At 34.1% G+C, this 12115-nt stretch carries 14 protein-coding genes and 1 pseudogene; 13 read left to right on the forward strand and 2 right to left on the reverse strand.

Annotation, left to right across the window (positions count from 1 at the left end):
• The 8 genes from KI356_RS17590 to KI356_RS17625 form a co-directional block, all read left to right on the forward strand.
• A partial coding sequence (locus tag KI356_RS17590; protein WP_212936023.1) for an O-methyltransferase occupies positions 1 to 558 on the forward strand: 558 nt, incomplete at its 5' end.
• 349 nt (positions 559 to 907) lie between these two features.
• Positions 908 to 2020 (forward strand): toxic anion resistance protein, encoded by a 1113-nt coding sequence (locus KI356_RS17595; RefSeq protein WP_002119468.1) that lies wholly within the window; start codon positions 908 to 910, stop codon positions 2018 to 2020.
• A 24-nt stretch (positions 2021 to 2044) separates the two neighbouring features.
• Positions 2045 to 2878 carry a DUF3974 domain-containing protein gene (locus tag KI356_RS17600; protein WP_002119470.1) on the forward strand — a complete coding sequence of 278 codons (834 nt, stop codon included), beginning with the start codon at positions 2045 to 2047 and terminating at the stop codon, positions 2876 to 2878.
• Positions 2879 to 3186: 308 nt separating this feature from the next.
• A complete protein-coding gene (plsY, locus tag KI356_RS17605) occupies positions 3187 to 3735 on the forward strand; it encodes a glycerol-3-phosphate 1-O-acyltransferase PlsY (protein ID WP_128280048.1) in 549 nt (182 codons plus the stop codon).
• Between the two features lie 90 nt (positions 3736 to 3825).
• Positions 3826 to 5409, forward strand: a complete 1584-nt coding sequence (locus KI356_RS17610) for an aminotransferase class V-fold PLP-dependent enzyme (protein ID WP_212936024.1) — start codon at positions 3826 to 3828, stop codon at positions 5407 to 5409.
• A gap of 106 nt (positions 5410 to 5515) precedes the next feature.
• Positions 5516 to 6517 (forward strand): bifunctional threonine ammonia-lyase/L-serine ammonia-lyase TdcB, encoded by a 1002-nt coding sequence (gene tdcB / locus KI356_RS17615; RefSeq protein WP_212936025.1) that lies wholly within the window; start codon positions 5516 to 5518, stop codon positions 6515 to 6517.
• 237 nt (positions 6518 to 6754) lie between these two features.
• Positions 6755 to 7225 carry a MarR family transcriptional regulator gene (locus KI356_RS17620; RefSeq protein ID WP_212936026.1) on the forward strand — a complete coding sequence of 157 codons (471 nt, stop codon included), beginning with the start codon at positions 6755 to 6757 and terminating at the stop codon, positions 7223 to 7225.
• Between the two features lie 208 nt (positions 7226 to 7433).
• Positions 7434 to 8669: an MFS transporter gene (locus tag KI356_RS17625; protein ID WP_212936027.1), complete on the forward strand. Its 1236-nt coding sequence runs from the start codon at positions 7434 to 7436 to the stop codon at positions 8667 to 8669.
• 275 nt (positions 8670 to 8944) lie between these two features.
• Here the strand turns inward: KI356_RS17625 and KI356_RS28715 are convergent.
• Positions 8945 to 9013 (reverse strand): annotated as a pseudogene (locus tag KI356_RS28715) (YkvA family protein); the annotation flags it as partial.
• Positions 9014 to 9392: 379 nt separating this feature from the next.
• On the opposite strand from KI356_RS28715, the gene KI356_RS17630 reads away from it, so the two are divergent.
• From KI356_RS17630 to KI356_RS17640, 3 genes are all read left to right on the forward strand, one after another.
• Complete coding sequence (locus tag KI356_RS17630) at positions 9393 to 10550, forward strand: AimR family lysis-lysogeny pheromone receptor (RefSeq protein WP_001202304.1); 1158 nt, start codon at positions 9393 to 9395, stop codon at positions 10548 to 10550.
• A gap of 1 nt (position 10551) precedes the next feature.
• Complete coding sequence (locus KI356_RS17635; protein WP_000723157.1) at positions 10552 to 10707, forward strand: hypothetical protein; 156 nt, start codon at positions 10552 to 10554, stop codon at positions 10705 to 10707.
• Between the two features lie 143 nt (positions 10708 to 10850).
• Positions 10851 to 11024 (forward strand): hypothetical protein, encoded by a 174-nt coding sequence (locus KI356_RS17640; protein ID WP_000712296.1) that lies wholly within the window; start codon positions 10851 to 10853, stop codon positions 11022 to 11024.
• 22 nt (positions 11025 to 11046) lie between these two features.
• Here KI356_RS17640 and KI356_RS17645 read toward each other — a convergent pair whose 3' ends face one another.
• Entirely contained in the window at positions 11047 to 11385 is a 339-nt protein-coding gene (locus tag KI356_RS17645) for a helix-turn-helix domain-containing protein (RefSeq protein WP_000351123.1), read from the reverse strand.
• Positions 11386 to 11651: 266 nt separating this feature from the next.
• On the opposite strand from KI356_RS17645, the gene KI356_RS17650 reads away from it, so the two are divergent.
• Positions 11652 to 11960, forward strand: a complete 309-nt coding sequence (locus tag KI356_RS17650) for a helix-turn-helix transcriptional regulator (RefSeq protein ID WP_000831891.1) — start codon at positions 11652 to 11654, stop codon at positions 11958 to 11960.
• 5 nt (positions 11961 to 11965) lie between these two features.
• Entirely contained in the window at positions 11966 to 12115 is a 150-nt protein-coding gene (locus KI356_RS17655; RefSeq protein WP_000516901.1) for a hypothetical protein, read from the forward strand.

Consider the following 12115-nt stretch of genomic DNA (forward strand, 5'->3'; position numbering starts at 1 on the left):
CAACTTGAACAATATGGAGAAGAGCATGATAGAAATAAAAAAACGCGGGAAGAAAAATTACGGAATATTTCTCGTGAGATGGGGCAATTTTTATCAATTGTAGTAAAAGGATGTAATGCAAAAAAAATTTTAGAAATTGGAACTTCAAATGGTTATTCTACATTGTGGCTAGCAAATGCGGTAGTAGAAACAAATGGAAAGGTTACAACGGTAGAACTTTCTTCAGAACGGGTGGGAGAGGCGCTTGGGAATTTTCGGAAGGCGAATTTTACACAGCGAATCGATATCCACAATCAAGAAGCTGGGGCATTTTTAGATTCGCAATTAGATCATTCATTTGATTTTATTTTCCTAGATTCAGAACGTACGCAATATATGTGGTGGTGGGAACATATAAAACGTATTTTAGAGCCAAAAGGTTTTCTTGTTATTGATAATGCAACTTCTCATGCAGAGGAATTAGCAGAATTTATAAAGATGATTGAAGAAGATGATACGTTTGAAACGGTGTTATTAGCTTTTCAAAAGGGAGCATTTGTTGCTCGAAAGAATAATTAGAAGCGAGCTTTAATATCATTATCACATTGAAAGATAACAAATGTCAAAAGATTGAGTGCTGTATGATTTGAAGGAGATTGACAAATTGAATTTAAAATTAGAATGCAGGGGGTAATAAATAGGGTGATTCGTAAAGAATCCGCCTTCAGCATGTTACTCTCTAGGTCTTAAGTCTGAGGAAAATAATGACGAGAACAAGTATACTTATACTATGAAACAGGGAATGACTGCATAAGCAGGTATTTCTTGAAAAATCGATTTCAAGCAAGCAAAATGTATATGAAATACGATATATTAGATGAAATATAGTGCACATAAATTCGCACATATAAATAAAGGAGCGATTTTGTTGACTGAACTCGAGAAAAAAGAACCTGTATCGATTGTGAAAGATAATAATGTAGAAGTAGTAGTTGATACAGTAATAAAAGATGCGGAACTTGAAGAACTGAATAAAGAAGCAGATCTTTATGTACAAAAGTTAAATAGCGAGCAAAATACAGATTTATCAAAAGTATTATCGCAGCTTGGAGACTTAGGGGATAAAGAGCAGCAAGCGGCAGGACAAACGCTATCAGCTTTAAAACGTCCTGTGACAGCGATGATGAATGGAAAGAATGAAGAAATTCCAAATACATTGTTAGAATTACGAAAAGTGGTATCAGAACTTGACCCAAACTCATTAAAAGCAACTGGTATGAAGAAACTTATGTTTAAAGTGTTCAAGAAAAATCCGCTTGAAAATTACGTGCATAAATATCAATCTATAGATAAGCAAATCGAGGAGATTATAAGATCACTTCTCATTGGCCGTGATAACTTGCAAGAGGATACGGTTGGTCTTGAAATGTTAAAAGAGCAATCACACGATAAGATTCACGCTCTTGATAAACAAGTATACTTAGGAAGAAAACTTGCTGGTATGCTTGAAGCTGAGAAACAAAATCCAGAACGTCAAAGGGATATTCCGTTAATAAATGATGCATTAGAAAAGATACTTGTGCGTACTCGTAATATGCAACAAGCAAAAAGTGTATTATTACAATCTATCGCATCTGTAGACATCATTAAGAAAAATAATGAAAAGCTATCAGAGGCAATTCGTAATGCAATTACGATGACGCAAAACGTTGTAACGGTTTCCGCTGCAATACAGCTTGCATTAACAAATCAACGTAAAACAATTGATGCTGTTAATGCAACAAATGAAGCGATTGAATCAATGGTATTAAGCAATTCACAAGCATTAAAACAAAATACAGAAGAAACAACTAAGTTACTTGAAAACCCTGCAATTAGCATGGATAAATTGCGTGAGTCATTCCAAAATGTATTCGCTGCTATTGAAGCATCTGAGAAATCGTCAGAGCGTATTATTGAGTCTAGTAAGAAGTTTGTAATTGAACTTGACACATTTAATGATGAGATGAAGCAGAAACTCATTCAGCGTCCAAGGAAATAACAGATCATTAGAGGAGGTGAAAAAATGAGTTTCATTCAAGGAGTATTATTACTATTAGGGTCATTACTTTTAATCGCATTTACTGTCGTTGTTTTAGTTGTATACTTCGGACGTAAACTTTATTTTTCATGGACGAAACCATATAAGAGAGCGCAAGATTCCATTGAGAAATTATCGAATAAATCAACACCGTTTTTACAAGAATTTACGCAGCACCCACTCTTTTATCGTTGGATTCGTACAGAAGGGAAAAAAGAACAAAATACTTTAAACACTCTTTTCTGTACTTCAGGCCAACGTACGAGAGAGCAAGTTTTCTCAATGTTACCGAAAGAAAAGCAGAAAAAAGTGCATGTGCTGGCAAAAACAACGAAAAAGCTTACGAATGAAGATATTGATATCGCAACAATGAAAGTGAAAGATTTTTTGAGACAAGAATCACAGCAAACTGTTAAACCGACAGACTTATCGTTTTATAAATTGTATTTCTATGATCGATATCCAGATGCATTAAATACAATTCAAGCATATAAACGCTCGATTAATCCTTCACTACAAAGAACGGTTGATGACATTACAATTTCAGTATTAAATGCACTTCCGTACTATCAAGAACAACGTATGTTTGAACAACAACATAAACTTGAAACGTTCTTAATGAAAGATTTAACAGCGATGTTATCATTAGTTGTACAATTACCACCATCACAACGTCCTGAAAAAGAAGAAGAACTAAAAATATACTTGCAAAATTTCCAAAAAGAAATGGAAGTAGTAGAGCGTGATATTCGTGACTCCATTGATCACGATTTGAATGTGAAGATGAGAGCAGCGACAGAGAAGTTTAAGAATAAATAGAAAAAACCGCCTTAAAAGTTGAATGTTTCGGCTTTTAGGCGGTTTTTTGTGAATTTGAGGAAATTGATAATTTAAAAAATTGTACGGGAGAAGTTACATTTGTATCACAATCAGAAATGGCAGCGAAAGGAACATATTATTTACTGAAGGAAATATACATTAAAGTACAAATAGCTGAATGAGATTTTTTGTATGATTTGTAAAAATATGATGTTAAAATATATAAAGGGATGTAGAGTCAGAAAAGTACAATGAGCATAGTAATTGAATATTGTATAAGTATTCCCATGTAGAAAGTGAATGATTACATGATTAATAGTATGCAGTTGTTGTATGTATTGGCTTCTTATTTGTTTGGAAACATATTGACCGCCTATATAGTAACAAAATGGAGACATAACGTTGATATTCGTGATGAAGGAAGCGGAAATCCTGGTGCAAGAAATATGGGGCGAGTATATGGAAAAGGGTATTTTGTCGCTACATTTATAGGTGATGCGATCAAAGGTGCAATTGTAGTTTATATAGCAAAATACCTTTTTGAAGATGCTACATTCGTAATGTTAACATTATTGGCTGTTATCATTGGACATATTTATCCAATCTTGTTTAAAGGTAAGGGTGGAAAAGGAATTTCAACATTTATTGGAGGATTAATCGCATTTGATTATTTGATAGCGCTTACTCTAATAGGTATTTTTATTGTATTTTATTTAATATTTAAAGGATTTACTAAGCCAGGGTTAATTACAATCGCTTGTTTACCAATTTGCATGATTTTTTATTCTTACTCTATTGGTACGACTATTTTAAGTGTACTTATTATTCTACTTATTCTATATGTAAATCGAGAATAAAGTGAACTTTTAATAAGTGGAGTAATCTCCACTTATGATTTTTATTAAATAGATAGTGAGTGACAAGTAGAGAGAGAAAGGGGATAGGATATGGGGTTAATTTATAAGGTTGCTGATCAAACTTGGGAATTTGAAAGTATACATAAATTGAACTATAAAACATTTGTAGAAGAGATTCCGCAGCATGAAGAAACGAAAGAATGTTTTCGTATAGATCGATTTCATGAAGAAAATACATATTTAATTTGTTTAGATGGTGAGAATTTAGTAGGTATGGTCGCGGTGCGAGGAAAACGACCATTTTCATTAGATTATAAAATTTCAAATTTAGATTTTTATTTACAAGAGCATGGAGAAAAAGTATATGAAATTCGTTTACTCTCAGTAGAACGTGAATATCGCAATGGAAGAGCGCTGTTAGGCTTAATTCGCTTTTTACATCGTTATTTGCTTCTAAATGGATATGAATTAGCACTCATTTCAGCCACAACACGTGAGCTGCTTCTATATGAACAAATGGGATTCAAACCTTTCTATACGTTAGTTGGTACAGAAGCAGCAGCTTTTCAGCCAATGTATGTTACACCTGCTATGTTTGAAGAGTCGGATGTTGGGGGAATTATGACGAAAGAATATACGTTTTTACCCGGACCAGTAGACATTGAAGAGAATGTTCAAAAGGCATTTTCTACTAAGCCTATCTCCCATCGCTCTAAGTCATTTCAAGTGACGATGGAAAATGTAAAAAAACGATTACTTCAAATAACGAAAGCAAAACGTGTACAACTTATGTTAGGAACAGGGACGTTAGCGAATGATACAATTGCTTTACAGTTAAGTTCATTAAAAGGTAAAGGACTAGTTTTAGCGAATGGGGAGTTCGGTAATAGATTAATTGAGCAGGCAAAACGTGCACATTTACATTTTGATACGTATAAAAAAGAAATGGCAGAGCCGTTTCTTTATACAGAATTAGAAAAAATAATGCTAAATGGAGATTATGAATGGCTTTGGTTCGTTCACCATGAAACATCAACTGGAATGTTAAATAATTTAGAAGAACTAAACACTCTTTGTAAAAAGTATCAAATGAAACTATGTGTAGATTGTATAAGCTCAATTGGAGCAATACCAATAAATTTGAAGGATGTATATTTTGCAAGTGGTGTAAGCGGAAAAGCGATTAAATCATTTACAGGATTATCTTTCGTTTTTCATAATCACATGATAGAGAAAAACGAAGCAATATCCGCGTATATGGACATTGGTATGTATGAAATGAATGATAGTATTCCATACTCTCATTCATGGAATTTAATTTATGCATTGCAAGAGGCATTGAAGAGATTTGAAGATGAAGAGGCATTTGAAAAGATAAAAGAGACGTATGCTTATATTGAACAAGCTATTACTACTATGGGTTTAAAGCTTGTTTCACCTAAAGATCATGCCGCTCAAATTGTTCTTACTATTCAATTAAACGAAGGGCAGTCTTCTAAGGTAGTAGGCGATGCATTAGCATTACAAGGATATATTGTCCATTATGAATCAGCATATTTACAAAAGAATAACTGGATCCAAATTGCATGCCTTAATCACTATAAAGAACGTGATATGAAGAGGATGTTGAATTGCTTGCAGATGTGTGTATTAAAGAAGGGCGTACAGATATGACGAATGTTTTCTTAACATAGTTGGTTGCGTATAAAGGAGTTATTACTTACGAAAACTGAGGAATGACAATAGGAGTAGATCATAAATCATTGGAAGAGGTGTTAGTATGATAACTAGAAAACTACCATTACATATAGCAGACATTAAAAAAGCTCAAAAAATTCTTGATAGAAATGTTCGTAAAACACCATTAGTAAAATCTTTTTATTTGACTAGTAAAACGGGTGGAGAAATTCACTTGAAGTTAGAAAATATGCAATTAACGGGTTCTTTTAAATTCCGTGGTGCATTTAATAAAATGTCGCAGCTTACAGATCAAGAAAAAGAGAGAGGCGTTATTGCATGTTCGGCAGGTAATCATGCACAAGGAGTTGCTTTATCTGCTCATTTACTTGGCATTAAGAGTAAAATTGTAATGCCAATTTCTGCACCTCAGGCGAAAGTTGAAGCAACTAAAGGATATGGATCTGAAGTCATTTTATTTGGTGAAACCTTTGATGATGCAAAGGCAAAATGTGAGGAAATTATAAGAGAAACAGGTGAAACATACTTGCATCCATATGATGATGTAGAGGTAATGGCTGGTCAAGGAACAATTGGTTTAGATATTCTCGATGATATGTGGGATGTTGATACTGTAATTGTACCAATTGGTGGAGGCGGAATTATTTCTGGAATTTCTGTCGCATTAAAATCTTTTAATCCATCCATTAATATAATTGGTGTCCAAGCAGATAATGTTCACGGAATGAAGGCATCTTATGACAAAGGTACAATTGTAGAACATTATGAGGCACCTACTATTGCAGATGGTTGTGCGGTTAAAATACCAGGGGAATTAACATTTGAAATTGTAAAAGAATTAGTGGATGATATTGTAACAGTATCAGAAAAAGAGCTGGAAGTAGCAATGAAAGACTTGTTACAACGTGGAAAAGCTGTTGTAGAAGGTGCGGGCGCATTAGCAACTGCTGCTCTGCTTGCAGGGAAAGTTGATCAATATATTAAAGGGAAAAAAGTAGTAGCGGTTATATCTGGTGGCAACGTAGACTTGCAACGTATATCAAGTGTATGTGAGCACTTTTTTGTTGCTAATGAAGTGAAATAGTTTTATGAAAGAAGAGCTAAGAGAAATAATCTTAGCTCTTACTTTTTGTCTACCGTTTACTGTAAGTAGCAATAAACTTGCAAAATTTGCTGTTTAATGAATTGCATTATTTAAGCGCCTAATTTTACACATATCTTTAATGTTACAATAATTATTTCAATATTGTCGAAACATAAGCAGAAATTTAATATAATAGTTTTAATGTGCTAATGAGCGGTGAGGAGAGGAGGGCAGGTCATGAATAAAGAAGAACAGGTCATGAACGGTTTTAGGGAATTATATAATAAGCTGGTTTGGCTTAATAAAGATAAGATGGAAGAAGGTCTTAAAGGTTTTAAGTCTTCTGAAGTCCACTGCATTGAATATATTGAAAATAATGCGGATTCTAATGTGACACAACTTGCAGAGGCTTTTTATGTGACTCGCGGTGCTATAAGTAGAATGACTAAGAAGCTCATACAAAAAGGTCTTATTGAAAGCTACCAAAAGTCGGAAAATAAGAAAGAAATTTATTTTAGGCTTACTGAACAAGGGAAAGAAATTTATAAAATCCATGAAGACTTGCACAAAGAGTTTCAAGATCGGGATAAAGCCGTATTTGAGCAAGTAACTGATGAAGAATTCGAAAGTATAATTAGCTTCGTGGAAAAGTATAGTAGGCATTTGGATGCAGAAATAAAGAAACAAGGTATACAGATTAAGTCATAATAAAGTTGAAGCATTCGGGCTTTTACGGGTAGTTAATCCCGCAAACTAACTTATTTTTCCGTTCATGCGGGATACATTTAAATAATAAAAAGGTAGCCTGTTCATAGTAAGGCTACCTTTTTATTATTGTATTTTTGTTGACTAATCAACAAAACAGGTTTATTATTTTGTTGACGAAGCAATAAAATGTTTTAAGGAGAGAAGTTAAATGTCTATTTTTAGATCACAAAATGAAAGCGAAACTGAAAAAAACATAGATAAACATGCTTTAATATTCGGCCTTATTTCTGTATTTCTTTGTGGTATAGGTTTCAGCATCATTATGCCTGTAGTGCCATTCTTAGTGCAGCCTTATATAAGTAGTCCGGAAGAACAGGTTCTAGTTGTTACGCTACTGACCTCTGTTTATGCGGTTTGCGTGTTTTTTGCTGCTCCTGCACTCGGGGCTTTAAGCGATAAATATGGTCGTCGTCCATTACTTTTAATATGCCTTTTCGGTTCTGCACTCGGGTACTTAGTTTTGGGTATAGGAGGGGCCTTATGGGTACTATTTGCTGGACGCATAATAGAAGGTATAACAGGCGGGAGTATCAGTACAATTTTCGCATATTTTGCAGATATCATTCCGCCAGAACAGAGAACGAAATACTTTGGATGGGTAAGTGCGGTGGTAGGGGTAGGAACCATCATTGGCCCAACTCTTGGGGGATTACTTGCAAAGTTTGGTCATTCTGTACCTTTATATTTTGGAGCGCTCATAACTTTATTCAATGTATTATATGGGATGAAATATATGCCTGAGAGTCTTGACAAAAATAATAGGTTAAAAGAGATTACTTTTGTAAGGTTAAATCCTTTTGTACAACTTGCAAACATACTTTCTATGAAAAACTTAAAATGGTTACTCGTCTCAGCGTTTTTACTTTGGATACCTAACGGATCTTTACAAGCAATTTTCACACAATTTACGATGGATACTTTTAGCTGGAAGCCTGCACTAATCGGACTTATGTTTTCAATTATGGGCTTTCAAGACATCATTTCACAAGCTTTTATAATGCCAAAGCTTGTGGGCAAGCTTAGTGATAAACAAATAGCAATACTTGGGATGGTTTCGGAGATTATTGGCTACAGTTTTATTGCAGCATCTGCTTTGTTTTCCCTATATCCTCTTTTAATCGTTGGGATGTTACTGTTTGGTTTTGGTGACTCGATTTTCGGGCCTTCATTCAATGGGATGCTCTCAAAGTCTGTCGATTCTAGTGAACAAGGAAGGATTCAAGGTGGAAGCCAATCTATTCAAGCTTTGGCAAGAATGATTGGTCCAATTATTGGAGGGCAAATTTATGTATCACTTGGTCATGCCGCACCTGCTTTTATGGGGATGATTCTTATAGTAGTTGCAATAGCAGTTTTGTATAGGGGCACGCATGCAACTGTATAAACTATCTGCACTATTATGGTCTTTCTTTATTTAAGAATGTCTCTATTGGAATCTTTCCTGAATGAATTGTATAACAGATAAATATAAGAACAAATAATAGGGTGTCAGAACTTAGGAACAAGTACTAGCACCCTATTTGTTTACGGCTCGAGAGCTAAGAGAAATTAAGAATGTATTCTGTAATGATCTCATGGTGAAGGTTAAATAGAACTATCAAATAATTAAAGTTAGCTTTTTTGAAAGTAAAAAGCTAGGTACATGACTAAATAGTTTAATTATGCTTGTGCTGAAGTAAATAATGACTCCATTTTTACTTTGCTCTTCTCTCGAATTTCAGCATCTGCGGTATGCTTATATGGACAAAAATTATAAACCGAGAAGACAAATAGTCTCCCATTACCCTGAAGTATAATGGGGGAAGTTTCTTGTTGGGATTCTTAAAAATTTAGAAAAAACTTTCTCAACATTGTTTGAGAAAAGAGTGAAACGAATGTTCTAAATTTTATGATAAGATGAAAATAATAAAAAAAGAGCAAAAAGACCCACGGCGTTACAGTAGTGCGGTAACACAACTGTGACGTTTTACCCTAGCGAATGTAGGTAAAACTTTCCATGAGTCAGCCTCAAGTATATCACACTTCAAATAGTTTTAAATCCATATGGAACGTTTTCTTGTTGAGAAAATCAGGGGCTGTGTCTTGTGTTCTATTTAGGAGGATACGGATGAGGGCTTTGATGAATGAACTGAATAACACGATTCAGTCAAATAATATTAGTACAAGAAAGTTAGCGAAAGATACAGGTATTAGTAGAACAACAATTACAAATGGTCTGTCCTTTGTAACAGGAGAAATGAAATTTGATGTTTTTGAAAAATTGGTTCGTCATGTGTATAAAAGTCCCATAGAACAAACAAGAAGGATTAAAGATTTTATTTTAAAGTGTGGAACTAGCTTGAATGTAAGAAAAGCATTGAGTTATTGCCAGGTAGCAGGAGAATACGATCTTATAGATATGTTAATCGAAAAATTCAAAATGGAAACAAAAGATCCGGATTTCAAGAAGCTTCAAAAAGATGTACGTAAATATTTAAATGTATACAATCTATATAACCAACGGAATATGAATCGGAAAAAAGGACAAAGTCTTCTGGAGGAAATATACAAAACACGTGTTTCATCAGATTTGGAATGTCAGGTATTATTAAATACATTACTAATGGCAGCAGAATATGATAGACAAAGGTATAGTGCTATGTCATCATACGCGGACGCGGCAGAAGCTTATGTCGCTAAGATGGATAACGGTTATATTAAAGATTGTTTACGCATGCAGCATATGGAACGAATTGCGTACACTCAGTTGCATGCCAATGAAATTGATAGCTGTAGAGCTACGTGCCATGCCATTATAAATTCCGAATTGAATTTCACAGTTGTAAAAGCTACAGCATATTGTTGTTTAGGTGAAAGTTATATCTTTGAAAATCCATTAATGGCGGAAAAATATATCTTGAAAGCTATTCAATGTCTTGAAGGTATAAGTTCACCGAAAGGAACTCAAAAATACAATTCTTTTAAAACGACTCTTGCCTTTTTATATATTGAGTTCGGATTTAATTTAGATAATATTGATTTTGATTTTATTAGTGATGGTGATCTTGCTTATTATGAGTGTTTATATGGTGATAAGCAAAATGGTTATAGAATTTTTGAAAGGTTAAAAGATCAAGGTCTATCGGCCTTCCAAATGTACTATCTTTCTAGAATTGAAAATGATACAATTATGGCGAGGGAATCTTTAGAAAAATTTGAAAAAACGGGAAGTATAATATATGCGCAACTTCCAAAGCGCATTTTAATAACTGAAGGAGTGTTGTAAAATGAAAAAAATTTTAGTCACTACATTATGCGCACTTGCGTTATCAATTGGGGTTATCGGTGCTGGTGCAGATCAGACTAAAGATTTAGGTAAAGAAAAAGCTACTGTACATACTAAAGAAGTACAATTAATGATGGTCGATCCCGGTGGGATGTAATATAAATGAATAGTTAAAAAGACGCTACTTATAGTAGCGTCTTTCGTCTTTTATAGGCGTGTCACGTTTTTGGAAGTTTCGGAAAAAATATACCACTTGATACATATTTCACAAATTGGTAAGGATGAAGGGGAGGAAATAAGGTGAAAAAAGAGACGGCCAAACAAGAAACAAAACGCTTAATTAGGGAGTTGTTCGGAGCTGAAAAAGTAAGTTGTGATATGAATTATCTAATGGAGGAGTTGTATAAGCAAGGACAGATTACTCCGGAACAGTACAAACAAATTGCAGCTATATTGCAACAAAAAAAGGAATAGCATCTGGCTAATCCTTTTTTACTTATTGCTGCTTTCTTTGTAGGAGTTGTCTTAATAAAACATTAGCAATTTCAGCTTGCTCATCCGTAATTTCTACCCCATCAGAATGAAGTCTGCCTTGATCTAAAAAGTCTTTTACATTAAAGTTAAGACCGTTTGGATTTTCTGTTCTTCCTAAGATGAAGTCTGTAGTAGTATCAAATATGTCTGCTAGCTGTACAAGAACCTCAGCGTTTGGTTTTCTTTTATTTGTCTCATATCCACTATACGTAGAATCGTTTTTACCAATACGATCTGCGACTTCTTGCATTGTCCAACCGCGTCTATTTCGTAAGAATTTTAATTGAGTTCCTATATCCATACTTTTTACCCCCGTTAAATTCTCTTTTATATTTTTCATCGATTTTATTTTTTATAAATTTTATAAAAATATATAAAACGTTTTTTATTTTTTTGTTGTTATCTATATATAAGATAACACTTTATTGGACAATTACACAATGGTAAATACACGCATATTGCAAGTGAAATTAGATGAGTGTTCATAAAAAAGTTGAAAAATCACTTTACTTACTTGCAAAACGCCAGTATAATAAAAATCATTAAAGGTTGTCTGGAGGTGGACATATGAAAAGGACTTGGTTAGCGGATTTACGTGGGAAAAAACGTATGTCGCAGGCGGCTCTAGCGGATAAGGTTAGTGTGACTCCTGGTCATATAGCAGATTTAGAGACTGGTAGACGCGATCCGGGAGGAAAATTAGCCTTGCAAATCGCAATTGTACTTGGGTTCCCTATGGAACATTTTTATTTACCCGCTTACTTGCAAAGCGCCAGTAAAAAAGAAGTTAGACAATCGTTTGAACTGGGATTTCCACCAAAAGAAGAATTTTTAGAGCATTATCCTCATTACTTAGAAAAAACTGTAGGGGGCTGAGGAGTGTGGGGAAAAAGACATCCGGCTTATACGTCCGTAACGAGTACTACGGTACAGAGAAAAAGGAAGTTCTATTTCAAGAAGTATACGAAAAATATTTAGGTGTTAAAGTAACGGTCACAAGAAAGAAAAAAACAGAAGTAAAGGCAAGTTAA

It is taken from the genome of Bacillus hominis (assembly GCF_018332515.1).
Classification (GTDB): Bacteria; Bacillota; Bacilli; order Bacillales; family Bacillaceae_G; genus Bacillus_A; species Bacillus_A hominis.